Genomic DNA, 24,430 nt, shown 5'->3' on the forward strand with positions numbered 1-24,430 from the left:
GAGGAATAACCCCGGCCAGCCGGGTATCCGTGCGGTCCAACGTCTCTAGGGGGAGGACGAATGTTGGGATTCAAACGCCTGGGCCTGCTGGCCGCGCTGGTACTGGTGGGTATCGCACCCGCCGCGGCCGCCCAGGCCGCGGTGCAGCCGTCACAGCAGGACACCCAGTACCTTCAGGCCATTCACCAGGTGAATCAGTTTGAGATCGGCAAGGGGGAGTTGGCCGGGCAGAAGGCCCAGGACCAGGGGGTCAAGGACCTGGGCCAACAGATCGCGACTGACCACACCCAACTGGACGAGACGGTCCAACAGGTCGCCAGTCAGCTCGGTGTCGAGCTGTCGAGTGAGCTGACGGCCGACCAGCAGGACGCCACCGACCAGATGAACAGCGCTAGTGGCGAGGAGTTCGACCAGCTCTGGGTGACCAGTAACCTGACCGCCCACGTCCAGGCCATCCAGGCCACCCAGACGGAGATCTCGCAGGGCTCTGACTCGTCGGTGATCGAGCTGGCGCAGACCGCGCTGCCGACCCTGCAGACCCACTATGACGAGTTGGTCGAGCTGGCCAACCAGCTGGGTGTCCCGGTCCCGCAGAGCACCGGCACCCCGAGCCCCGGCATGACCACTCCGGGCCCCGGCACCACCACCGAGAGCCCGGCTCCGGGTAGCACCACCGAGTCGCCGGCTCCGGGCGGCGGCACCGGCACCGAGACCCCGGCTCCGGGCGTTAGTTGACCCTGATGAGCCAGTTCGACGGCCGGTCCACCCCATCCGGGGTGGACCGGCCGTCGAACTGGCGGTGGCCGCGCCGGCCGCCCGTCAGTCGGCGGTGCCGAGGCCGATCGCGAAAGTCTGCTCGAGGTCGTGCTGCGAGTACGCGCGGAACGCGATGTGGGAGTCGGTGTTCAGCACCCCCGACACCTTGGAGATCCGCCCCGCGATCACCTCGGCGATCTGTTCGAACTCGCGGACCCGGACTATCGCAACCAGGTCAACCTGCCCGGCCACCGAGTAGACCTCGCTGACACCGGGCAGTGCGGCGAGTGCCTCGGCCACCTCGGGGATCGAGTCGGTGGCGCAGTCGATCAGCACAATCGCGGTGATCACGGGAGTTCGCTCCGTTCGTTGGCTTCGTCGCTCATGCTAGACGTTCCCGGCAGTGGTGGGTTCGCTGACTACGACGGTGAGATCGGTCCCCGCGCGGATCGCATTCCGCACGTGCTCCTCCGCCCCCACGGTAGCGCCCGGCCAGACCACGGCCCCGGTGACAGCACCGTGCACTCGCGCACCCGCTCCGATCACCGCCGACCGGCACGGGCCGGTCACCCGCGCCGTGGGGTCAATCAGGGTGTCGCCGCCTGCGGCGTGCAGGTTGGCGGTGAGGTAGTCGGCGGGTGTGCCGGTGTCGTAGAACGTGCCGGGATAGGGGACCACCGTCAGCTCGCCGACTGCCTCCGCCGGACGCCAGGCCGTTCGGACCAGATCGCCGAACTCCAGCGGCAGGTTCCGAACTCGCCGCCACGGCAGCAGGGAGAACCCGGTGAAGGCGTGGCCGTCGAAGGTGCCGGGTGCCGTGGGGTTCACGGCGGGCTGGCCCAGCAGCCGTACCGTCTCGCCGTCCCAGTCCTGCAGTAGTGCGGCGATGTCCGGCCCCGGCGGGCGGTCCGGGTCGGCGAGGTAGGCGTCGGCGTTCCCGACCAGGACGCCCCGCCCGTCGATCCAGTCGCGTAGCTTCGCCAGGCCGCCGGCGGTGCCGAGCGGGCCGTCGGGTTCCACCGATCGGTGAGCCCGGTCCCCGACGTGCGCAACCACCTGCTCGGCGAGGTAGCTGGCGTTGACCGCCACCCGGCTCGCCCCGGTCAGGCCGATCCCGGCGAGCCGCATGAGCACCCGGTCGAGCAGTGGGACGTTCCCGACCGGACAGAGCGCCTTTGGCACCCGCTCCGTCAGCGGACGTAGCCGGCTGCCCTCACCGGCGGCGAGGACCACCGCGCAGACCTCGGCGGCGGTCACTGCTGGGATTCGGGTAGCGCTGGTGGGAACTTCCCCGCCAACGGTCCGATGTCGAAGTAGCCGAGCAGGCGGGCCGTGGGCCAGGTCAGTTTGGGTAGGGCGTCCAGCGGGTGCCAGGCGGCCTCGAAGACCTCCGCACCGTCCACCCGCAGAGTGGTCGTTGACGCCGGCACCTCGGCGGTGAACACCACGTCCACCCAACCCTTGTCGTGAACGATCGCGTTCGGTACTGCCGGGGTCAGCTCGCGGGGGGAGAGCCGGATGCCCGTCTCCTCGTACAGTTCGCGGCACGCCCCGACCACCGGTGCCTCTCGCTTCTGCAGCAGCCCCGCTGGCAGCGTCCACCCCCGACCGGGCGGTTGGCGCAGCAGGAGCAGCCGGCCGGCCCCCTCGGCCTCGGTGTCGCGAACGAGGGTGACCGCACCGACGATGTACTTCGGCACGGTCAGCCGGACCAGGCGACGCCGCACGGGCAGCGGGAGCCGGTAGAAGACCTGGTATGCGATGGCACGTCCGGATATCCGCGAGCGGCAGATCATGGGTCCAGGCTAATGCCGTCGGGTGAATCCCGGCCGGCCTGGGGCCCGCCGGGTCACCGTCGCCGGTGGTCGACCAGGTCGATGAGCTGCTTTACCACCGTGTCCGGTTCGATTGCCCGGTCGAAGACCGCGACGAGCATCGTCTCCAGGTCGGGGTAGCCGAGTTCCTCGGAGAGTCGGAGCAGGGGCAGGTCGCTGGCGAGACCTCGGTTGTGCTTGCGTAGGGCCAGCCCGACGGCGGCCCGACCGAGGCGGACCTTGTCGGCGATGGAGATTCCGGGTTCGGTGTGGTCGGCAAACCAGCGGTTGATCTGCATCTGGGCTTGTGGGGACTTGACGAAGCCGAGCCACTCCCGGCGAGGACCGCGTGGGGCCGCGTCGAAGGCGCCGGGCGTCCGTTCCGTCTCGGTGAAGATCTCCACGACATCGCCGTCCTCGAGGCAGGAGGAGAGCGGGGCGAGTCGACCGTTGATCCGGGCCGCCAGGCAGTGGTCGCCGCGCTCGGTGCCGAGTTCGTACGCGAGGTCGACCGGGGTGGCTCCGGCGGGCAGTACCACCTGTCGCCCGTCGGCGAAGACCTGGATCTGCGCCTCGGCGAGGTCGCTGCGCAGCGACTCCAGGAACTGCGCCGGGTCGGCGGTCTCCTGTTCCCAGTTCAGTACGCGTCGCAGCCAGTCCAGCTGTTCGTCCCGGACGGACTGGTCCACGCGGGCGTGGGGGAAGCGGTAGCTGGCGGCGATGCCGTACTCCGCACAGCGGTGCATCTCCTCGGTGCGGATCAACACCTCCACAGTGCGATCCCTCAGCCCACGAACGCTGGTGTGGAGGGAGCGGTAGAGGTTGTTCTTCGGGGAGGCGATGTAGTCCTTGAACCGGCCGGGCACCGGGGGCCACGTGCCGTGGATGGCGCCCAGAGCCGCGTAGCAGTCGGTGGCCGGGCCGTTCACGACGATTACCACCCGGGGTAGGTCACACGGGGTGGAGTGGTCGCTGGCCAGGGTGTCCTTCCAGATTGAGTAGAGGTGGCGCGGACGGGGGGTCACTTCGGCGTTGACCCGGCTGCGGCGGAGCGCTGTCTTCGCCCGGGAGACGACCTCCGCCAGGTACGCGTCCCAGCCGGGCCGCTCGTGCAGGTGTTGGGAGATGCGGTCGTGCTCCTCCGGCTCCAGGTGCATCAGCACGATGTCATCCAGCTCTCGTTTGAGCTTCTGGATGCCCAGCCGGTCGCAGAGCGGGACGAGCACCTCCTGGGTCTTACGGGCGATGCGTTCCCGGGACGCGGCGGAGCGAACCCCGAGCGTGCGCATGTTGTGCAGCCGGTCCGCCAGTTTGATGATCAACACCCGGACGTCCTTGCCGGCCGCGATGATCATCTTCCGGATCGTCTCGGCCTCGGCGGCCTTACCGTAGAACGCCTTGTCGAACTTGGTCACTCCGTCAACCAGGTGGGCGACCTCGGGCCCGAAGTCGTCGGCGAGGGCTTGGAGGGTGTAGCGGGTGTCCTCGACGGTGTCGTGCAGCAGCGCCGCGACCAGGGTGGTCGCGTCCATGCCGAGCCCGGCGCAGATCTGGGCGACCGCGAGCGGGTGGGTGATGTAGGGCTCGCCGCTCTTCCGGAACTGCCCGCGGTGCATCGTCTCGGCGATCGTGTACGCCCGACGTAGCACCGACGGGTCCGTTCCGGAGTGGATGTTCCGGTGTGTGCGGACCAGCTCACCAACCGGTTCGGTCTCGGCGGTGGACCACGCCAACAGCGTCCGCAGCCGGCGGGTCAGCGGCAGCTCCGCCGGCTGGGGCGGATGCGCGCCCTCCAAGGCGGCGCCGTGTCCGGCGTCGACATCCACGAGGGATACCTCCTCACCCCGACCCCCAGGTCACCGTCTCCGGCGCCGGGAGCAGGCCCAGAAAAACGGGCAGGACTGCACTTGTTAACAGCTTATGCGAGTCAGTGTCATCCGATCAGCTGGTTGGTCATGGGCTTTCGGTCGAGAATTGGTGGGAAGCGGCCTTTGTCGCCTTCGTTAGCAGGGCTCGGAACCGGCCAGCACCGGCAGTCGGGGAGGCCCAGGCGGACGACATCTCCACCAACCGGGTCTCCGAACGCTCCAACCAGGACAGAATGCGTTCGGTCTCCTCGGCGCTGGTGGCCGGAGTAGGTCCGTGACCCGGGACGACGGTCTCCGCGGTTGCCCGGATCGTGGCGATCGTCGGTCGTGGGTGGATCCCGGGCGGCGACACGCCGGCACCGGCCAGCCGTCCGTGCCGCACCAGCGCCAACTCCCAGCCTCCGTTTGGTGCCGGCCGGGCAGCCACCACCTCGGCGATCCCGGTGAGCGCAGCGAGTCGCTGCATCCGGGTAATCGCGCGGAGTGCGGCGGTCAGCCGGGACCGCACCACCGCGGCCTCCTCGTAGCGTTGTCCCGCCGAGAGCGTCTCGATCCGGTCAAGCAGGGCATCCACCACGCCCTGCGGGTCGCCGCCACACGCCGTACGGAAGGGCGTTGTCGCGCGGTCCGCGTACTCCGTCGGGGTGATCCGGTGCTCGCAGGGCGCCGGGCACCGACCCAGCTCGGCCACGGCGCAGGCTGGTGTGACCTTCCGTAGCGACAGTCGGTGCGTGCACTGCCGCAGCGGCATCGCGTCGTGGAAGCCGGCCGCGGCGAGCTCGGCGGCGCGGCGGGAGGTGAAGGGGCCGAGGTAGGCCTCGTCCTCCGGGGTCAGGTTCCGCACCACCGACAACCGTGGGTACGCCTCGTCGGTCAGCTTCAGCCAGACGACCCGCTCGGGGAACTTCGACCGTCGGTTGTACGGCGGAGCGTGCGTCCCGATCAGGCGCAGTTCCCGCACCTCCGCCTCGAGCGAGTGGGCGCATTCCACCGCCTCCACCCGCTCGGCGGCGGCGAGCATCTCCGAGATGCGGGCCCGCTTCTCCCCGGCCGTGAAGTAGCTGCGGACCCGGTTGGCGATGTCGACCGAGGTGCCGACGTAGAGCGGTCGGTCGTCGGTGCCCCGGAACAGGTAGACCCCGGGTGAGTGGGGCAGGCCCTCGGCGAGGTGTCGCTTGCGACGCTGCGTCGGGGTGACCGCCCGGGCGAACTCGATCGCCTCGCCGATGGTGTGTACCCGGTGGCCACCGAGCCGCGCGATCAACCCGTGCAGCACGTCAACGGTGGCCAACGCGTCGTCCAACGCCCGGTGGGTGGGCCGGGTGGCGGTGCGGAAGTATGCCGCGAGGGTGCCGAGTCGACGGTTGGGCACCTCGTCGCGGGTCAACACCCGTCGGGCCAGCGCCACCGTGTCCAGCACCCGCGGGTTCGGCCAGCGATAGCCGTGCGCCGCGCAGGCCGCCTTGAGAAACCCCACGTCGTACGGGGCGTTGTGGGCGACCAGGACCGCGTCGGTGGAGAGGAACTCGAGGAAGCTCGGCAGGACCTCGGTGATCGGTGGGGCGGGCAGCAGCATCGCCTGGGTGATACCGGTGAGCACGGTGACGAAGGGCGGGACCGGTGTGCCGGGATTGACCAGGGTGGCGAGCGCGCCGAGCTGCTCACCGCCGCGGACCTTCACCGCGCCGATCTCGGTGATGCCGCCGCCGTCCGGTGCGCCGCCCGTGGTCTCGAGGTCGACCACGACGAAGGTGGTCGCGTGGAGGGGTAGCGCCGGGTCAACGCCGCCGACAGCGGGGTCGAGGCCGGCTAACAACTCCTGGACATATTTCTGCGGTGCCATCGGCGGGCACGCTAACGGCCCGGTCCGACACGGCATCCCCCGGGCTGGACAGCATTCGCCATCGCATCGCCCTGAAGCCGCCGATTCCAGCTGGCGGCGGAGCGTTGACAACAGTCCTGCGATGAGATATTGACTCACTCGCTCGGCGGTGGGCCGGGCGACAGTGGGAGACTTGCCACATGCCCCTCGCCGAGCCGTACGACGACGACCACCGCCCCGCGGAGGAGTCGGTCGCCGCTGCGCCGGAGCCGGGCATCGAGGGTACGGGGGGCACTCTCGATGATCCGGTTGCCGCTGGCGCCACCGCGTCTACCGCCAACCCGGCTGTCACTGGCACCGCCGGTGCGTCCGGTTCCGGGCCCCGCAGCGGGCCCGACCCCGTGTCGTCCGCCGACGGCCCCGTGTCGTCCGCCGACGACTCCGCCGCGGAGGGCGGTCCGGAACCGGTGCTGCCGGAGCCGGTCCGGCAGCGGATCGTGGTGCTGGCCGCAGCGGTGTTGCCCGGCCTGCCCGCGGACGAGGTGCCGGTTCCGCTGCGCCGAATAGCCAAGTTCGCGCCCAATCGGCGGGCGCGGCTCGGCGCGCCGATGATCGCGGCCCAGTTGACCGGGGACCCACTGTTTCGCCAGCGGGTGGCCACACGGGTGCTGGCCGACGCCGGTGACCTCGGCGCGGCGGTGGTCGGTGGCACCGCGCCGGCGGCCGCCGATCCGGTGGAGGTCGCGGCACTGGCGTACCTGGCGCGCCCGCGGGGGTGGCGGGATCTCATCGAGTCCAGCGGCGCGGCGGTCCGGGCCGAGGCGGACAGCGCAGTCGTCGCCGAGTTGGTCCGAGAGGCCGAGCAGCGGGCTACCCGGGCAGAACACGACCGTGCGGTGGCCCGGGTCGAGGCAGACAAGCTCCGCGATGAGCTGGCCCGGGTTCGCGATGAGCTCGGCCAGCTCCGGGAGGAGTCGCGGCAGCTTGGCCGGTCGTTGCGTGAGACGCAGGCCCGAGAGCGTCGGGCGAGCGAGCTGCTCGCCACTGAGCGGGGCCGGGCGGCGCGCGCGACGGCGGACGCCGAGGCGGAGCTGCGTCGGGTCCGGGCCCGGCTGGCCGAGGCGGAGGCGGCGGCCGTGGTAACCCGGGCCAGCGCCAAGGAGTCCAGGTCGGTCGACGACGCCCGGTTGTGGCTGCTGCTGGAGACGATCGGTCAGGCCGCGGTGGGCCTGCGGCGGGAGCTGGCGTTGGATCCGGCGGACCGGTTGCCGGCCGACTTCGTCGCCGATACCTTCGCCGACCAGTCCGGCGCTCCCGTGGCGGGTGTCGCCACCCGAGCCCGCAACTCCGACGATCCGGCCCGGTTGGACCAGCTGCTCGCGCTGCCCCGGGCGCATCTGGTGGTGGATGGCTACAACGTCACCAAACGGGGCTTCGGCGAGATGTCACTGGAGCAGCAGCGCAAGCGGTTGATCACCGGGCTGGGCGGGATCGCCGCGCAGACCGGCGACGAGGTGACCGTCGTCTTCGACGGCGCCGAGCGGATGCACGGCCTGCCACCGAGTCCACGCGGCGTCCGCGTGCTCTTCTCTCGTAAGGGCGAGACGGCCGACGAGCTGATCCGGCGTCTGGTCCGGGCCGAGCCGACAGGTCGGCCGGTGGTGGTGGTCTCGGCGGACCGGGAGGTGGCCGACGGCGTGCGCCGGCACGGCGCCTACCCGTTGGGCGCCGACGCGCTGCTGCGCCGGCTGGCCCGTTCCTGACCGGCCGGCGGTCCCAGCCTGGGCGGGACGCGACCGGTCGGCTTGTCCCGGGGGAGTCTCGGCGTGAGTTGATCGAGTTGTCCGGGTTTTGTCGTACGCTGTGTCTAGCGTCGATGTGACCGATGGTGCTGGGCAGACCTCGCAGCGGCGGGGCGGAGCGTGACCAGGGAGCGCGACCTGCTGGCCCGATCACCGTCGGTGCGGCGGGAGGCGTGATGTTGATCGACTGTGACGGATGCGCGGGTCGGGTAGACGGCTGTTCGGGTTGCCTGGTGACCGCTCTGCTCGAGGAGCCGGTGGCGTTCGGCGCCGCCGAGGCGAGGGCGATCGAGGTGTTCGCTCGGGCCGGGTTCGACGTGCAGGTGCTGCCGGAGCCCCGGCCTCCGGTGCGCCGGCCCGGCCGCCACCATCGGGTGGCCTGACCCGCCCGTGGGAGCGGGACGGGCCGCGTGGTGCCCGCAGGGCGGGAGCCGCGTGGTACCCGCGGAGCTCGACTCACCCGCCGCGGCCGGCGGCGGCTCCTCCCGCCGCGATCGTCCGTTGTCCGTCGATGGTGTGCACCCCGCCCGTCACGACCGGGCGGCCACTACGATGGGCGCGCACAGTGGGAGGAGTGGCATGACGCGGGAATGGCGCGCTGCGGGCGGGTCCGTCGTGACCGCCGGCATCGTGGGTCGGGAGACGCTCCGGTGAGCCCGCGCGGCTGGGCCCTGCTCACGCTGGTCGGGCTGGTCGCTGCGCTGGCCGTCACCGCCGCCGTGCTGATCCCGTGGCAGCGCCCGCCGGCCCCGCGGGCCGACCAACTCGCCGCCCTGGACGAACTGCCAGGAGAGCAGGTGCGTAGGGGGCGGGAGTTCCGGGCGGCACTGCGGCCCGGCGGCTGGGCGGGGCTCGGCGTCGGCCTGCTGGTGGCGCTCGCGCTTGGGCTCACCCCGCTGGGCAGCCGCCTGGTTGAGTTGGTCGGCCGCCCATTCGGTGGGCACTGGGCCGCGCAGGCGGTGCTCGGCGGGCTCACCGTGGTGCTCGTCGCCGACCTGATGACCCTGCCCTTCGCCGCCTGGCGACACACCGTGCTCACCCGCTACGGGCTGACCACCAACAGCTGGGGTGGCTGGACCGTTGACCTGCTCAGGTCGTACGCGGTCAGCGCGGTCATCGGGGCAGTGGCCCTGGGTGGCTTCTACACCGTGATCCGGCTGGCGCCGCGCTGGTGGTGGGCGCTCGGGGCGGCCGGGGCAGCCGGCCTGGTGATGCTCCTGTCGTTCGTCTTCCCGGTGCTGGTGGAGCCGGTGTTCAACCGGTTCACCCCGTTGGAGCCGAGCCCACTGCGGACAGAATTGATGGCGCTGGCGGCCCGTGACGGCGTCCCGGTCCGGGACGTGTTGGTGGCGGACGCCTCCCGTCGCACCCGTGCCGTCAACGCCTACGTCTCCGGGCTGGGGCCGACCCGCCGGATCGTCGTCTACGACACCCTGCTGCGCGAGGCCACGTCGGAGGAGGTGACCGCGGTGGTGGCCCACGAGTTGGGGCACGCCAAGGACCGGGACGTGGTGGTCGGCACGCTGACCGCCGCGCTGGGCGCGGCGGTGCTGGTGGTGGCGCTCTACCTGCTCGGGTTCGTTGCTCCGTTGCTGCGGATGGCCGGCGTCGACTCGATCGACCAACCGCGGGCCTTCCCATTGCTGTTGGCGTTGGTGACAGTGGCCGGCCTGGTTGCCACGCCGGCACAAGCGTTGATCTCCCGTCGGATCGAGGCGCGGGCCGACGCACACGCGCTGGCGCTGACCAAGGACCCGGCCGCCTTTGTGGCGATGCAGCGCCGACTCGCCGGCATCAACCTCGCCGACCCCGACCCACCCCGGCTGGGCTACCTCTACTCCGCCAGTCACCCGTCCACCGTGGAGCGGATCGCTGCCGCCCGCGCCTACGCCAGAAAGACCAGTCGATGAGCGAGAGCCGGACGCTGCTTGTCACGAACGACTTCCCGCCCCGGCCCGGGGGGATTCAGTCCTTCGTGCACGGCCTCGCGGTGCGCCAGCCCGCCGGCTCGGTGGTGGTCTACGCCTCGAGCTGGCGCGGTGCCGAGAAGTTCGACGCCGACCAGCCCTTCGAGGTGGTGCGGGAAGACACCAAGGTGCTGCTGCCCACCCCACCGGTGGCCCGGCGGGTAGCCCAGCTTGCCCGGGCACACGACTGCGACACGGTCTGGTTCGGTGCAGCGGCACCACTCGGGCTGCTCGCCGCCGGCCTGCGACGTCGGGCCGGAGTCCGGCGGGTGGTGGCGCAGACCCACGGGCATGAGGTTGGCTGGGCAGCGCTGCCCGGTGCCCGTTCGGCGCTACGCCGGATCGGCCGGGACGTTGACGTGACCACGTACCTGGGGGAGTACACCCGGCTCCGGCTGGACCGGACATTGCGTGGGGTGACCGAGCTGCGTCGACTCGCGCCCGGCGTTGACCTCGACACCTACCACCCGGCCGTCCGCGGCGATTCGGTGCGGGCGCGGCTGGGGTTGGTCGACCGACCGGTCGTGGTCTGTGTGTCCCGGCTAGTGCCGCGAAAGGGGCAGGACGCGCTGATCCGGGCGTTGCCGGAGATCCGCCGCCGGGTCCCGGACGCGGCACTGCTGATCGTCGGGGGCGGGCCGTACCGGAACGGGCTGGGGAAGCTGGCCCGACAGGTCGGCGTCGAGCGGGACGTGGTCTTCACCGGCACGGTGCCGGCGGCGGAGTTGCCCGCGCACTACGCGGCCGGTGACGTGTACGCGATGCCGTGCCGCACCCGGAACCGGGGCCTGGACGTGGAGGGGCTGGGCATCGTCTACCTGGAGGCCTCCGCGACCGGGCTGCCCGTGGTGGCCGGCGACTCGGGCGGTGCACCGGATGCGGTGCGCGACGGTGAGACGGGCTTCGTGGTGCGGGGGCGGGACGTGGCCCAGCTCGCCGACCGGGTGGCGACCCTACTCGCCGACCGGGACCTGGCCCGCCAGTTCGGTGCCGCCGGTCGGGCCTGGGTCGAACGCGAGTGGCGGTGGGAGACCCAGGCCGCCCGGATGACCGCTCTCCTGCAGCCCTGAGGGACGCGGTGGGCTGGCCGACCGGGTGCAGACCCGGGTCGGTGCTCGGTCAGCCCAGTCGGGCCAGGATCCGGTCAGCGGGTTCTGGACGGCCGAAGTGCCAGCCCTGGCCGGCATCGCAGCCGATTGCCCGCAACCGTTCGGCCTGCCCGGCTGTCTCCACTCCCTCGGCGGTGACCGTCAGGTCGAGCGCGTGGGCCAGCGAGACCAACGACGCGACGATTCGTTCGTCTGCCTGAGGCTCCTGGGCACGCAGCCCGGCCACGAACTCCCCAGCCACCTTCAACTCGGTTACCGGTAGGTCGCGTAGGTACGCCAGGTTGCTGTAGCCGGTGCCGAAGTCGTCGATGGCGATGCGGACACCGAGGTCGGCGAGGCGGCGCAGTGCCCGCACCGGCTCCTCGGCGGGGCTCATCATGGCGCTCTCGGTGATCTCCAGCTGGAGACGTTCCGGTGGCAGCCCGGTGTGCCGCAGTATGTTTCGCACCTCCTGCACCAGGCCCGGCCGGTGCACCTGCCGGACGGCCAGGTTGACGCTGACGAACGGTGTCCCGCCGGTCACCGACCAGCTGCCCGCCGCCCGGCAGGCTTCGGCGAGCACCCACCGACCGAGCGGGACGATCAATCCGGTCTCCTCGGCGAGGCCGATGAACCGGTCCGGACGTAGCACGCCCAGCTCCGGATGCCGCCAGCGCACCAATGCCTCCACGCCCAGCAGACGGCCGTCGCGGAGGGAGGCAAGTGGTTGGTAGTCGAGGTAGAATTCGCCCCGGTCCAGTCCGGCCGGGATCGCCGCGGTCAGCGCCTGGCGGGTCAGCTCTCGGCGGTCGCGCTCGGCATCGTAGAGCGTCCAGCGACCGCCACCGGCTGCCTTGGCCCAGTGCAGGGTGCAGTCGGCGGCCCGCATCAGCTCGTTCGCGGAGGCGCCCGCGACCTGCCGTTCCACGATGCCGATGCTGGTCTGCACCGTCACCTCGTGGCCCGCCACCGCGGCCGGTTCGTGTACGGCAGCCAGGGCCGCCTCCGCCGCCGCGATCACGTCCCGGGTACCACCGGTGCGTTCGATCAGGATGACGAACGCGTCGCCGCCGAGCCGGGCGACCAGATGCCCGGTGAGGGCCTGCCGAAGCCGGTTGGCCACTTCGGTGAGCACCCGGTCACCGGCCTGGTGCCCGTGCTGGTCGTTGACTCGCTTGAACTGGTCCAGGTCGAGGAAGCAGAGGCCGATCCGGTCCGTGTCCCGCTGTGGCGTCTCCAGCGCCGCGGTGAGCCGCTCGGTGAAGAGATTCCGGTTTGGCAGGTCAGTGAGGGCGTCGTGGGTGGCCTGGTGCCGAAAGCGGGCCTCACTGGCCCGGAGCGCCCGTTCGGCCTTCGTCCGCTGCGCCATCGCGGCCCGCCGGATCGACTCCTGCTCGTCCAGCGTGCGGTCGCGCATCGCCCGGGTGTACCCGGTGGTCACGGCGGCGAGCAGCCGGGCCAGCCGGTCCGTCACATCCTCGGCGACCAGGCCCAGGTCACGCACCAGGCGGAGCTGAACGACCTCAACCGTACGCCCCAGCGCCTCGGCGGAGGCGATGTGTGCGGCGACCAGCTCGGTGCCGACGCGCTGACCGGCTCGCAGGTCGAACGGCTCGGCGAGCAGGGCCGCCGCCAGCTGCCGGGCGAGGCGGTTGAGTAGCTGCCTGAGCTGCGCCTGGGTCATCGGCAGGTAGCTCGTCCCGGTGAGCGCGTTCGCCCATTCCTGAGTGAAGGCGGCTATGCCGGAGTTGGCGCCGCTGGGCTGAGCCGCGGTGGCTGAGCTAGTCACCGATCCGCCCCACGCCACCGAGGAACACCGATGCCTCGGCGTTCACGGTGCTCTCCGGTGTCTCCGGGCGCCACTGCGGAACCCACACCACCCCGGGCTCAACCAGCTCGAAACCGTCGAAGAGCGTGGTCAGTTCGGACCGGTCGCGGAACCACAGTGGACTACCGGTGCGTCGGTATACCGCCTCGGCATCGCTCCGCTCGGTCTCCGGCCGCCCCTCGTCGCTGGCCTGCGACAGCACGAGCCAGCTGCCGGGAGCGAGGGCGTCTCGCAGGGTCCCCAGCAACTCGGCGGGGCGGTCGTCGTCGGGGACGAAGTGCAGCACGGCGACGATGAGTACCGCGGTCGGCTCATTGAGGTTGAGCAGTCGACGAAGCTCGGGGTGGCCAAGGATACGGTCGGGGTGCCGCAGGTCCTCCTGGAGGACGGTTGTCTGCTCGTTGCCAGCGAGAATCTCCTGGCTGTGTGCCACCGCCACCGGGTCGGTGTCGACGTAGACGACCCGGGAGTCGGGCGCGACCTGCTGGACGATCTCGTGCACGTTGCCGACAGTGGGGATTCCGGAGCCGATGTCGAGGAACTGCCGGACCCCGGCATCGGCCAGGAAGTGCACCGCCCGGCGCAGGAAAGCGCGGTTCGCCTGGGCCATCAGCGGGGCCTCGGGAACGGCAGCGACCATGGCCTGCGCTGCTGCTCGGTCCGCCGCGAAGTTGTGGGAGCCGCCGAGGTAGTAGTCGTACATGCGGGCGACGCTGGGACGCTCGATGTCGATTTCGTCGGGTGCCCAGTCCGGCCGTCGCATGCCTCACCTCTTCGTGCGCACGGGGCACGCCCCTGCAGACCACCCCTCCGCCGGGGGAGACCTTAGCGCGACATCGCGCCGGCCGACACTGTCGTCGATGAGAAGTTGTCCGCTCGTTAGCTGAGCGGCAGATCAGAATTTGGGTGCGTCGGGTGCCTCGAGGAGACCGAGCCGGAGCGCGGTCATCAAAGCCTGGGCGCGGTTGGCGGCGCCAAGCTTCTCGTAGAGTTTGGAAATGTGGGTTTTGGCAGTGGACTCACTGACGAAGAGCTGCTTGGCGATGCCGGCCACGCTCATTCCGTCGGCGAGCAGGCGTAGCACCTGTCCCTCGCGTGGGGAGAGTTGCGGCCCGGACGGGGCCAGCCGGCGCTTCATCGCCTCGGCCAGGTCGGCGGCGGTGAACGCGCTGGGCGAGGAGGCGGCGTGCCGGGCGGCGGCAACCACCTCATCCGCCGGGGCGGTCTTCGGGACGAAGGCGCTCGCACCCGCCTCGAGCGCGCCGAAGAGCTGGTCGTCGCCCGCATACATGGTCAGCACGACGATGCCCATCGTGGCGCTGGACTTGCGCAGTGCGCGGGTGGCCTCAAGGCCACTGCCGTCGGGCAGCCGCAGGTCCATGATGACCACGTCTGGTTGGAGGGCACCGGCTTGGCGGACCCCCTCGGCTGCGGTGGCAGCCTCGCCGACCACCTCGAACTGCCGGTCGCGCTCGAAGGCGTGCCGCAGCCCCTTTCGAATCAGGTCGTGATCGTCCACAAGGAGGACCTTGGTGCGAGTGGCTGGTGTCGGTGTGGTCATCCTCGGGTTACTCCCCTTCTGCTGCGGTACTGCCACGCACGTTATCGCGCTGGGGTGACGAACCAACCACCACGGCCACCGTTGTGCCGCTCGGCTGCCGCGGCCGGATCTCCAGTCGACCTCGGATACGTTCCGCCCTCTCCGCCATGATTGCAAGGCCGTAATGCCCGTCCGTACGCTGGTCGGAGATTCCGTGACCGTCATCCGACACTTCGATCTGGGCGTACGGCGGGTCCACCGCACAGGTGACCCAGAGGTTCGAGGCGCCAGCGTGCTTGCGGGCGTTGGCCACCGCCTCCTGGGCGATCCGCAGGAGCTCGGCCTCGGTGGCAGCGGGCAGGCGGGCGGTCGACTCGTCCAGCGACAGGTGTACCCGCAGGCCGCCGGAGACCCCGACCGTGCGGGCGTACTCGGCGATGGCGGCGGCGAGGCCGCCGTGCCGGTCCACCTCGCTGCGCAGCTCGAAGAGGCTGAGCCGCAGCTCGGTGATGACCCGGGTGACCTCCTGCCGTAGCCCACGCAGCGACTCAGCGGTCTCCTCGGTGTCCTCGTGCACCGTGGCCAGGGCGTTGTCGATGCCGTAGCCGACCATCACCAGCTCCTGGGCCACCCCGTCGTGGATCTCCCGGGCGAGTCGTTGCCGCTCCTCGTTGGTGGCCAGGGAGTGCACCTCGTCGAAGAGCAGGGCCGCCTCCAGGCGCAGCGCGGCGGGGGAGGTCAGCCCGGTCGCCCGGGCCACGACCGTGGGCGGGTACGCGTTCGCGACGTCCGCCTCCAGCACCACCAACCCGACCGTACGCACCCCGGCGACCAGCGGAACGATCAGCGCGGAGACCTCCCCACCGACGGGTGAGCGGGCTTGCGAGTGCGCGGCGGTCTGTGGCTGTTGGCTGGCCCACGCGTCGGCGATCGCCGAGTCCGCGTCCAGTGTGGTCTCCCAGTCCACCCGGTCGGTTCCGCACTGGGCCAGGACCACCAGCCGTCCACCACCGCTGGCCGACAGGACGGCCGCCCGATCCGCCCGGGCCAGCGTCCGCAGCTCCTCCAACAGGTGTTCGGAGATGCCGCCCGGGTCCAGTGTGGCGCCAGGTAGCTGTCGAGCCACTGTGCGTAGCTGGGTAAGGAGGCGGGTCGCCTCCGCGTACGGCTGGGGCTTGCTGTCGCTGCGCGCCCGGATCACTCGGTGCAGGGTTCGCGCCGCATAGAGCCCGAGGCCGGAGAGGGTTAGCCACTGGGCGCTGACCGCCAGGTAGCCAACCTGGAAGAGCTGCCGCTGGCCGTCGACCTCGGTCAGCGCCCCGGCCAGCAGCAGGGTGAGACCGATGATCGCCAGCAGCCCCGAGCCCTCGCGGAAGCGTCGGCGCAGGGCTGTGACGGTGATCGGGACGGTCAGGTATGGCAGCACCGCGGAGGCGCCCAACCCGGCGTTCTGCATGCCGACCGTCGCCACCGAGGCGACGTGGCTGGTGGCGAGCCCCAGCACCACCACCTCGGCACCTCGGCTCAGCGGCCCGAGTCGGTCGTGTGTCGGTGCGAGTAGCGCCGGCAGGCCCGCCGCCGCCAGGAGCGCGATCCACCACAGTTGGGCGAGGTCATGCGTGGCGAGCAGGCTCAGTACCGCCACCAGGGCCAGCATCACTACGCGCGCGGCAGCGGCGAGGGGATGCGGTCGGGGCAGTCTCGGAGTGGAGGCGGGCACGTGACGGATGGTAGTCAGCTTCGGTAGATATCAGCGATTTCAGCAGCGTACGACTTGTGCACTATTTGTCGTTTTACTTTGAGGGACGGGGTCAGCTCGCCGGTCGTCTCGGTGAAGTCCCGGGGAAGGATCCGGAAGACTCTGATGGCCTCGGCCCGGGACACGGCGCGGTTGGCCGTGTCGATCGCGGACTGGATCTCGGACCGCAGCCCCTCATGTTCGCGTAGCTGCTCGACCGGGGTGTTCGCGGGCAGGCCCGCCTCCGCCAGCCATGCTGGCAGCGCCTCCTCATCCACGGTGACCAACGCCGCGACGAAGGGCTGCCGGTCGCCGACCACCACACACTGGCTGACCAGCGGGTGCGCCCGGACCTGATCCTCAAGGACCGCCGGAGCGACGTTCTTGCCGCCCGCGGTGACGATGATCTCCTTCTTCCGGCCGGTGATCCGCAGGTAGCCGTCGTTGTCGAGCTGGCCCAGATCGCCGGTGCGGAACCAGCCGTCGGTGGTGAGCACGTCCGCGCTGGCGGCCTCGTTACGCCAGTAGCCCTTGAAGATCAGATCTCCGGCGATGAGGACCTCGCCGTCGTCGTCGATCCGGATGGTCGCTCCGGGCAGCGGGCGGCCGACACTGCCGATCCGGATGGCGTCGGGCAGGTTGGCGGAGGCGGCGGGGGAGGTTTCGGTCAGCCCGTACCCCTCGTAGATGGTCACCCCCACGCCACGGAAGAAGTGTCCGAGCCGCGCGCCGAGTGGCGCACCACCGGAGATCGCGTCGCTGCACCGTCCGCCGAGCGCGCCCCGCAGCTTGCGGTAGGCCAGTCGGTCGAAGAGCGCGTGCTGCACCCGGAGCGCCAAACCGGGCCCGGTCGAGGTCTCCAGCGCCTCGCTGTAGGCGATGGCGACGGCCTCGGCGCGGGCGAAGATGCGGCCCTTGCCGGCCGCCTCTGCCTTCTGCTTGGCGCTGTTGTAGACCTTCTCGAAGACCCGGGGGACGGAGAGCACGAACGTGGGGCGAACCGTCTGCAACCGGGGGAGCAGGTCGTTGGTGTCCGGGCAGTGGGCCATCGTGGCGCGCGCCTGCACCACACCGACCTGGATCAGCCGGGCGAAGGCGTGTGCGAGCGGCAGGAACAGCAGGGTGGAGGCGCCCGGGCCGAACAGGTTGGGCAGCACCGGCACGGCGTTGGCCACGTCGGCGAACATGCTGCGGTGGGTCAGCATGCACCCCTTGGGGCGGCCGGTGGTGCCGCTGGTGTACACGATGGTGGCGAGGTCGTCGGCGCGTACGGCCGCGCGCCGCTGCTCGATCTCGGTCGGGTCAACCGACTCGCCGTCGGTGACCAACTCGTCTATCGCACCGAGGTCGATCTGCCACACGTTTGCCAGCTCGGGGACCCGGTCCCGGATGCCGGCGACCAGCTCGGCGTGCGCGTCCGTCTCCACCAGGATGGCGACCGCCCCCGAGTCGGACAGGATCCAGGCGGCCTGCTCGGCGCTGGAGGTTTCGTAGATCGGCACGGTGATCGCGCCGGCGGCCCAGATCGCGTAGTCGAACAGCGTCCACTCGTACCGGGTGCGGCTCATCAGCCCGACCCGGTCGCCGGGCTGTACCCCGGCTGCTACCAGGCCGCGTGCCACCGCGACCACCTCGTCGCGGAACTGCCGGCAGGTAACGTCGACCCAGGTGTCGTCGGCACCCGCACGGATGAACTGCACCACGTCTGGGGCCACCTCAGCGTTTTCCCAGACCGGATCGGTTAGATTGGCCGAGTCGCCGACGGTGACGATCGGTGGGACGGAGAACTCGCGCACCTGCACTCTCCTCGTGTTCACGCTGGCCGGGCAGGCCGCCCTCACGGTCGGCTCTGTCGCAACCTACCCGTCCAACGCGGCGGGTGGTGCAGACAGGTTCGTCACATGGCCAGGTAGCCTCCCCCCATGGCGGACTCCTCCATCCAGTCGATCACGATCGGTGCGGCACCGGAAAGGGTGGCGGCGGTCATCTGCGACTTGCCCCGCTACCCCGAATGGACCGACGCGTTGCGGCAGGTGGAGGTTCTCGAAGAGTACGCCGACGGCCACGCCCGCCAGGTGCGGTTCACCCTCGACGCCGGCGTTCTGGCGGACGAGTATGTGCTGGTCTACGAGTACGCAGACGACCTCAGCCGGATCGGGTGGCACCTGGCGGCGCCCTCCCGAATGCAGCGCACCCAGCGTGGTTCGTACGAACTGGTGGGCAACGCCGACGGCACGACCACGGTGACCTACACGCTGGAGGTCGAGCTGTCGGTCGGGATGCTTGGGATGTTCCGCCGCAAGGCTGAGAGAATGATCATGGAAGCCGCGTTGAAGCAGCTCAAGCGCCGGGTAGAAAGCACCTGACGTGCCGCAGTAACGCGGCCGTTTCGATAGAGGAGCCGACCATGGGGGCAACGGATCCGGGTTCGGCCCGGGAAGAGGCGGAACGACTGGTCGCGACTCTGTTGGCCGCGGCGCGGCTCTCCGCAGCTGGCGCGGAGGGTGGCACCTCATGGGATCCGCTCGGTGGGATTGTCTCGAGTGTTCTTGGTCACGCCGGGAGTTCGACCGGTGCCGGTCTGTCGACCGGTACGGCGGAATGCTGCATCTGCCCGCTCTGCCGGGCGATTGTCGCCTTACGGGACCCGAGTCCGGAATTCGCCGAGCGGCTCGCCACCGGAGCCGGTGATCTGGCTGCCGGAGTGGCGAGCTTGCTCCGGGCATTCGCCTCGGCGCAGTCGGCCCCCGCCTCGGCGGCGGACCCCACCGCGGAAACCGCGGCACCGGAGATGCCAACCCCGGTGTGGCAGGCAGCCACCCGGAGCAGGCATGATTCTCCGTCGGCGCCCGAGGGGGATGCCTGGTCCGCCGCGACTCGGGCGGAGGAGGCCCCCAGCCCGGCCGCCGCACCGCCCGTCAACGTCGCCGGGTCGGCCGCGACAGAGAAGGTACCGGCGACGGCTGACCGTCCCGTGGTGCCCGCCGCCCGGGCACCCGGCGACATGGGCGAGAGCGCCCGAGGGGCCTGACCCAGCACCCCCGACCCGACCGGGGTAAAGCCCGCGGGCCGGGCAGTACAGCAGAGGGGAGTGGCAGCGGTGACGCTGACCATCGGAGTGGACGTCGGCGGGACGAAGGTCGCAGCCGGCGTCGTGGACGACACGGGCACGGTGCTCGTGCAGACCCGACGGGACACTCCCGCGGATGATGTCGGCAAGACCTGTGACGTCATCGTCGAGGTGACTCGAGAGCTGGCCGAGGGCCGGGCGATCGAGGGGGTCGGCATCGGCGCGGCCGGCTGGATCGACGCCAGTCGTTCAACTGTGCTCTTCGCCCCGAACCTCGCCTGGCGGGACGAGCCGCTGCGCGAGTTCGTCAACGGAGCCACCAACCTGCCGGTGATCGTGGAGAACGACGCCAACGTGGCCGCCTGGGCGGAGTTCCGCTACGGCGCGGCCCGCGATGCCGAGGACTCGATGGTCATGTTCACCATCGGCACCGGGGTTGGCGGCGGCATCGTGCTCGGCGGCGAGTTGGTGCGGGGCGCGCATGGCATCGCTGCCGAGCTGGGACACATGCTCACCGTGCCGGACGGGCACCAGTGCGGCTGCGGCCGGCTGGGCTGCATCGAGCAGTACGCCAGCGGGAGCGCCCTGGTGCGCTTCGCCCGAGCCGCAGCCCGCCAGGAACCGCACCGCGCTGCCGCCCTGTTGACGTGTGCCGGTGGCGACGTTGACGCGATCACCGGCCGGATGATCACCACCGCGGCACAGGACGGCGACCTGGTCTCCACCGAGGCCTTCGCCCAGGTCGGCCACTGGCTCGGCAGCGGCCTCGCCGACCTGGCGCAGATCCTGGACCCGCAGGTGTTGGTGGTCGGCGGTGGCGTCGTCGAAGCCGGTGAACTGCTGCTGGGACCGGCCCGCTCCTCCTATACCGAGGCGCTCGCGCAGCGGGGCCGGCTGCCGGTGGCGCAGATTTGTCCCGCCAAGCTCGGCAACAACGCCGGTCTTATCGGCGCTGCCGATCTCGCCCGTCAGATCTAGGACGCAGGCCGACACCAGCGCCGGGCGACCCAGCGCCGCCGCAGGTCGGGGTTGTACAGCATCCACGGTCGGCGGGACGACCCGGCGGCGGTGATCCAGATCACGGCGCGACGGGTGACTCCCGGTCGGCGCGGGGCGGATCTGAACGAGGGGCCGGATGGGTCGGCGCGGGCGGTGGTGGCGGCCGGTGCACCCGCCTGGTCCTGGCCGACCTGCTACTGCCCGCGCCCGACTGACAGCCGGGCGGATGGGCTGGACATTGGGCATCCGATGTGGGCAGGATGCTGCGCGACCCGGCATCCGTGCCGCACCTAAGGAGATGCCTCGGTGACCACCTCCACCGATCACGGCCGGCCCGACCCGGAGTCGAGCACTCTTGACCTTAACCGTGACGGCCGCTCCGTCTCCGACCGTGGTGAGACTGTCTGCGTGATCGGGGCGGGCCCGAGCGGGCTGACCGCGATCAAGAATTTGACCGAGCACGGGTTCGGTGTCGACTGCTACGAGCGGGAGACCGGAGTCGGCGGGGTGTGGAATTGGCGGCACGACCGCAGCCCGGTCTACGCCAGCACGCACCTGATCTCGTCGCGTCCGTTAACCCAGTTCCCCGACTTCCCGATGCCCGACGACTGGCCGGACTACCCGCATCACAGTCAACTGCTCTCCTATCTCGAGCGGTACGCGGACCACTTCGATCTGCGCCGGCACGTCTGGTTCGGCACGGAGGTGGTGCGGGTCGAGCCGGTTGACGGCGACCGGTGGGACGTCACGACCCGCAGCACCGGTGGCTACGGCCCGGAGCGGACCTCCCGATACGCCGCGGTCGTGGTCGCCAACGGCCACAACTGGTCACCGAAGCTGCCCGACTACGAGGGCCTTGCCGAGTTCCGCGGTGATGTCATGCACGCCGCGGCCTACCAGGATCCGGCGCAGCTGCGGGGCAGACGCGTGCTCGTGGTCGGTGCCGGCAACACCGGCTGCGACATCGCTGCCGAGGCCGCCCAGCAGGCCGCTCACTGCTGGCACTCCACGCGCCGTGGCTACTGGTACGCGCCGAAGTATCTCCTCGGCCGTCCGGCCGACCAGCTCAACGATGTGCTGCTGGCGCTGCGGTTGCCCCGGCGGCTCCGCCAGTGGCTCTTTCACCGCCTCCTCCGGGCGAGTGTGGGGGACCTGACCCGTTTCGGTCTCCCGCGGCCCGACCACCGGATGCTGGAGACGCATCCGATCGTGAACAGTCAACTTGTCTACTACCTGAGCCATGGCCGGGTCACTCCGGTGCCGGACGCCGTCCGCTTCCACCCAGACTCCGTCGAGTTGGCGGACGGCCGACAGGTCGACCCGGAGCTAGTCGTGTTCGCCACCGGCTACCTGCCCCGGTTCGAGTTTCTCGACCCGAAGATTCTTGGCGACGATGGCATGACCGGGCGTCCGGCGCTGTGGCTCAACGCCTTTGTGCCGAATCATCCGACGCTCGCCGTGGCTGGCCTGGTACAGCCGGATTCCGGCGTCTTCCCGCTGTCCCACTGGCAGAGTGTGCTCTTCGCCCGGTTGCTGCGACTGCGGGAGACCCGGCCCAGCAAGGCGGCAGCCTTCGCCGCCACGGTGACCGCGCGGGCGGGGGAGCGCTACGCCGGGCCGGTCAAGGAGAGCAGCCGGCACTGGTTCGAGGTCGGTCACGCCGACTACCTGCGCGCCCTGCAGCGCGCCCTGCACAACCTGGAGGCCAAGTGAGTGCGAGGAGTGAGCTTGCGAGCCCCGCAGTCGCGAGCGGAGGGTTTATCCGGTGAGCCAGCAGGTACGGGTCATCCGGGGGCGGGAGTGGGCTCGCCCGGTCCGTCCGGTTCGGCGCGAGGTGCTCGAGGCCGTCCCCGGGCTAGATGAGGGCCGACCGCCGCTGTTGTTCGTCCCTGGCTTCGGTCACGGCGCGTGGGCGTTCGCCGAGCACTGGTTGGGGCATGCCGTCGAGCGCGGCTTTTCCGGGTACGCGTTGAGTCTGCGTGGGCAGTCTGGCAGCGGGCCGGCACCGGAGGCCACGCTGCGGGCGTACGCCCACGACGTGGTGCAGGCGGCCGCGGGGCTGCCCCGCCAGGCGGTGCTGGTCGGGCATGGTGCCGGGGCGCTGGTGGTTGCGCACGCCCTGGCCCGCTACCCGGCCCGCGCCGCTGTGTTGGTGGCCCCGGTCCTCGGTGGTTGGGCAACGGCGGTAGCGGCGCTGCGCCGTAACCCCCTGGGTACGCTGCCCGCGCTCGTTGGTGGCCGGCTGCGGTACAGCCGCGCCCAGTTGTTCGGTCCGGAACTGTCCCCGGATGAGGCGCGGCGGCACCTATCCCGGCTGGGCCGTCCCGCCCGACGTGCCCAGTGGCAGCTGCTGTTCGGGCGGGAGCCCGAGCCGGCTGTGGGCGACCCACCGGTGTTGGTGCTCGGCAGCCCGGAGGACCGGGTGGTGCCGCGTTCGGCGCTCACCCGGGCTGCCCGACGGTACGCCTCGGCGCCGCTGTTCTTTCCCGGCATGGGCCACGACCTGATGCTGGACGCCGGGTGGCGGGAACCGATCGACGCGATCCTCGACTGGCTGGAGAAGGAGCCGTCCGGCGGCTGAGCCCGGGTGGGTCGGTCAGCGGGTTGTGCCGAGTCGGCTGAGCAGGGCGCTGTCCTGGTCAAGAGCGGCCAGGTAGGAGCGAGCCCAGGCGTGGATGTCGTGCTGGTGTAGGTGCGTCCGCATCTCTCGCATCCGCGCGCGGACCTGATCCGGCTGGGCCCGGAGCGCCGCGAGCAGGCCCTGCTTGAGGCCTTCCAGGTCGTGCGGGTTTACCAGGTACGCCTGGGGTAGCTCGGCGGCGGCGCCGGCGAACTCACTGAGCAGCAGCGCGCCGGTGTCGTCTACCCGGGCGGCTACGTACTCTTTGGCGACCAGGTTCATGCCGTCCCGCAGCGGGGTCACCGCCATCACGTCCGCGATCCGGTAGAGCGCGGCCAACTCGGCGCGGTCGAAGGGCTGGGTCAGGTAGTGGATGGCCGGCTCGCCGACGCGGCCGAACTCGCCGTTGATTCGGCCGACCTCGCGCTCCACCCGTTTGCGCAGGATCTGGTACTGCCCCACCCGCTCGCGGCTGGGCACCGCCACCTGAACCAGGACAGTGTCCTGTACCTTGACGTGCCCGTCGGCGATCAGCTCGCTGTACGCCTTCAGGCGCTGCTCGATGCCCTTGGTGTAGTCCATCCGGTCGACGCTGAGGATCACGTGTTCCGGGCTGCCCAGGTCACGGCGAAGCCGGCTGGCGTGGTCGGCGACGTCGGGCCGATCGGCCAGGGCGGCCATCTCGGCGGTGTCGATGGAGACCGGGAACGAACCGATGCGCACGATCCGGCCGTCAACGGCGATTCGGTGGTCGGTGGCCGGCAGCCCGAGCACCCGGTCGGCGAGTTGGGCGAAGTTGTGTGCCGCCTGCGCCCGCTGGAAGCCGACGAGGTCGGCACCGAGCATTCCCCGCAGGAGCTCGGCTCGCCGGGGGAGCTGCATGAACAGCTCCGGCGGCGGGAACGCCACGTGGAGGAAGAAGCCGATTCGTAGGTCCGGACGGAGCGCCCGGAGCAGGCCGGGCACGAGTTGTAGGTGGTAGTCCTGCACCCAGACCACGGCACCGGGCTCGGCCACCTCGGCGGCGGCCGCCGCAAACCGTTGGTTGACGCGCTGGTAGGCCTCCCACCAGCGGCGGTGGTGCTCCGGCTGTTCGACGGCGTCGTGGTAGAGCGGCCAGAGCGTGGCGTTGGCGAAGCCCTCGTAGTGGTCACGCAGGTCGTCAGCGGTGAGCGGCACCGTGCGCATCCGGACACCGTCAACGTCGGGCAGCGCCGGTGCCGGCCCGGTGCCGCCCACCCACCCCACCCAGGTGGCGGGTGTCTGCCGTAGCGGGGAGTGTAGGGCGCTCACCAGACCGCCGGGGCGGCGGCGCCATTCGCAGGCACCGTCGGGCGCCGTACTGTCGTCGATGGGGAGGCGGTTGGCGACCACCACCAGGGAACTCTGTCGCACCTCGGACGTTTCCGATCTGCCGGAGACCGCCGCAACAGGGGGGTAGGGCCGGCAGCCGGCGGAGGGGGAATGACGGACAGCAGTATTCCTACTAACCGTAAGTTACACCAATGTTACGTACCA

Annotated in this window: 21 protein-coding genes; 10 read left to right on the plus strand and 11 right to left on the minus strand. The window is 70.9% G+C overall.

The window, feature by feature from the left end; translation table 11 throughout:
* The first annotated feature begins 60 nt into the window (after positions 1–60).
* Positions 61–735, plus strand: coding sequence for a DUF4142 domain-containing protein (locus K228_RS0103805; RefSeq protein WP_025617216.1), 675 nt, complete (start codon positions 61–63; stop codon positions 733–735).
* A gap of 84 nt (positions 736–819) precedes the next feature.
* Here K228_RS0103805 and K228_RS0103810 read toward each other — a convergent pair whose 3' ends face one another.
* The 5 genes from K228_RS0103810 to K228_RS0103830 all read right to left on the minus strand — a co-directional run bounded on the left by K228_RS0103810 (position 820) and on the right by K228_RS0103830 (position 6,281).
* The gene (locus K228_RS0103810) at positions 820–1,107 is read right to left on the minus strand and encodes an Lrp/AsnC family transcriptional regulator (protein WP_018223191.1); all 288 of its coding nucleotides are present in this window, start codon (positions 1,105–1,107) and stop codon (positions 820–822) included.
* 36 nt (positions 1,108–1,143) lie between these two features.
* Complete coding sequence (locus K228_RS0103815) at positions 1,144–2,013, minus strand: nucleotidyltransferase family protein (RefSeq protein ID WP_025617217.1); 870 nt, start codon at positions 2,011–2,013, stop codon at positions 1,144–1,146.
* Positions 2,010–2,552: an NUDIX hydrolase gene (locus K228_RS0103820; RefSeq protein ID WP_025617218.1), complete on the minus strand. Its 543-nt coding sequence runs from the start codon at positions 2,550–2,552 to the stop codon at positions 2,010–2,012. Before K228_RS0103820 ends, K228_RS0103815 begins: the two co-directional genes overlap by 4 nt.
* A gap of 53 nt (positions 2,553–2,605) precedes the next feature.
* Positions 2,606–4,396: a RelA/SpoT family protein gene (locus K228_RS0103825; RefSeq protein WP_025617219.1), complete on the minus strand. Its 1,791-nt coding sequence runs from the start codon at positions 4,394–4,396 to the stop codon at positions 2,606–2,608.
* A 127-nt stretch (positions 4,397–4,523) separates the two neighbouring features.
* Entirely contained in the window at positions 4,524–6,281 is a 1,758-nt protein-coding gene (locus K228_RS0103830; RefSeq protein ID WP_025617220.1) for a DEDD exonuclease domain-containing protein, read from the minus strand.
* A 179-nt stretch (positions 6,282–6,460) separates the two neighbouring features.
* Here K228_RS0103830 and K228_RS0103835 point away from each other — a divergent pair, with 179 nt between their 5' ends.
* From K228_RS0103835 to K228_RS0103855, 4 genes are all read left to right on the plus strand, one after another.
* Positions 6,461–8,023, plus strand: a complete 1,563-nt coding sequence (locus tag K228_RS0103835; RefSeq protein WP_025617221.1) for an NYN domain-containing protein — start codon at positions 6,461–6,463, stop codon at positions 8,021–8,023.
* A gap of 215 nt (positions 8,024–8,238) precedes the next feature.
* Positions 8,239–8,445, plus strand: coding sequence for a hypothetical protein (locus K228_RS0103840; protein WP_025617222.1), 207 nt, complete (start codon positions 8,239–8,241; stop codon positions 8,443–8,445).
* 267 nt (positions 8,446–8,712) lie between these two features.
* On the plus strand, positions 8,713–9,972 hold the full coding sequence (locus K228_RS0103850; RefSeq protein ID WP_025617223.1) for a M48 family metallopeptidase: 1,260 nt from the start codon (positions 8,713–8,715) through the stop codon (positions 9,970–9,972).
* Positions 9,969–11,099 carry a glycosyltransferase family 4 protein gene (locus tag K228_RS0103855; protein ID WP_025617224.1) on the plus strand — a complete coding sequence of 377 codons (1,131 nt, stop codon included), beginning with the start codon at positions 9,969–9,971 and terminating at the stop codon, positions 11,097–11,099. Before K228_RS0103850 ends, K228_RS0103855 begins: the two co-directional genes overlap by 4 nt.
* Positions 11,100–11,148: 49 nt before the next feature.
* On the opposite strand, the gene K228_RS0103860 is transcribed toward K228_RS0103855, so the two are convergent.
* The 5 genes from K228_RS0103860 to K228_RS0103880 form a co-directional block, all read right to left on the minus strand.
* Positions 11,149–12,801, minus strand: coding sequence for a putative bifunctional diguanylate cyclase/phosphodiesterase (locus tag K228_RS0103860; protein WP_188116162.1), 1,653 nt, complete (start codon positions 12,799–12,801; stop codon positions 11,149–11,151).
* 97 nt (positions 12,802–12,898) lie between these two features.
* Entirely contained in the window at positions 12,899–13,708 is an 810-nt protein-coding gene (locus K228_RS0103865) for an SAM-dependent methyltransferase (protein WP_025617226.1), read from the minus strand.
* A 132-nt stretch (positions 13,709–13,840) separates the two neighbouring features.
* Entirely contained in the window at positions 13,841–14,506 is a 666-nt protein-coding gene (locus K228_RS0103870) for a response regulator transcription factor (RefSeq protein ID WP_012014490.1), read from the minus strand.
* A 7-nt stretch (positions 14,507–14,513) separates the two neighbouring features.
* Positions 14,514–16,205 (minus strand): GAF domain-containing sensor histidine kinase, encoded by a 1,692-nt coding sequence (locus K228_RS0103875; protein ID WP_025617227.1) that lies wholly within the window; start codon positions 16,203–16,205, stop codon positions 14,514–14,516.
* A 14-nt stretch (positions 16,206–16,219) separates the two neighbouring features.
* Positions 16,220–18,019 carry an AMP-dependent synthetase/ligase gene (locus K228_RS0103880; protein ID WP_033776492.1) on the minus strand — a complete coding sequence of 600 codons (1,800 nt, stop codon included), beginning with the start codon at positions 18,017–18,019 and terminating at the stop codon, positions 16,220–16,222.
* A 126-nt stretch (positions 18,020–18,145) separates the two neighbouring features.
* Here K228_RS0103880 and K228_RS0103885 point away from each other — a divergent pair, with 126 nt between their 5' ends.
* The 5 genes from K228_RS0103885 (at position 18,146) to K228_RS0103910 (ending at position 22,873) form a co-directional block, all read left to right on the plus strand.
* Positions 18,146–18,589 carry an SRPBCC family protein gene (locus tag K228_RS0103885; RefSeq protein ID WP_025617229.1) on the plus strand — a complete coding sequence of 148 codons (444 nt, stop codon included), beginning with the start codon at positions 18,146–18,148 and terminating at the stop codon, positions 18,587–18,589.
* Between the two features lie 41 nt (positions 18,590–18,630).
* On the plus strand, positions 18,631–19,254 hold the full coding sequence (locus K228_RS0103890) for a hypothetical protein (protein ID WP_025617230.1): 624 nt from the start codon (positions 18,631–18,633) through the stop codon (positions 19,252–19,254).
* A 60-nt stretch (positions 19,255–19,314) separates the two neighbouring features.
* The gene (locus tag K228_RS0103895; RefSeq protein ID WP_188116160.1) at positions 19,315–20,271 is read left to right on the plus strand and encodes an ROK family glucokinase; all 957 of its coding nucleotides are present in this window, start codon (positions 19,315–19,317) and stop codon (positions 20,269–20,271) included.
* Between the two features lie 327 nt (positions 20,272–20,598).
* Positions 20,599–22,005, plus strand: a complete 1,407-nt coding sequence (locus K228_RS0103905; protein WP_025617232.1) for a flavin-containing monooxygenase — start codon at positions 20,599–20,601, stop codon at positions 22,003–22,005.
* 52 nt (positions 22,006–22,057) lie between these two features.
* Complete coding sequence (locus tag K228_RS0103910; RefSeq protein WP_025617233.1) at positions 22,058–22,873, plus strand: alpha/beta hydrolase; 816 nt, start codon at positions 22,058–22,060, stop codon at positions 22,871–22,873.
* 15 nt (positions 22,874–22,888) lie between these two features.
* Here the strand turns inward: K228_RS0103910 and K228_RS0103915 are convergent, their stop codons facing one another.
* The gene (locus tag K228_RS0103915; protein ID WP_025617234.1) at positions 22,889–24,307 is read right to left on the minus strand and encodes an alpha,alpha-trehalose-phosphate synthase (UDP-forming); all 1,419 of its coding nucleotides are present in this window, start codon (positions 24,305–24,307) and stop codon (positions 22,889–22,891) included.
* Positions 24,308–24,430 lie beyond the last annotated feature (123 nt).

The sequence above is a fragment of the Salinispora cortesiana genome, assembly GCF_000484695.1.
Lineage (GTDB): Bacteria > Actinomycetota > Actinomycetes > Mycobacteriales > Micromonosporaceae > Micromonospora > Micromonospora cortesiana.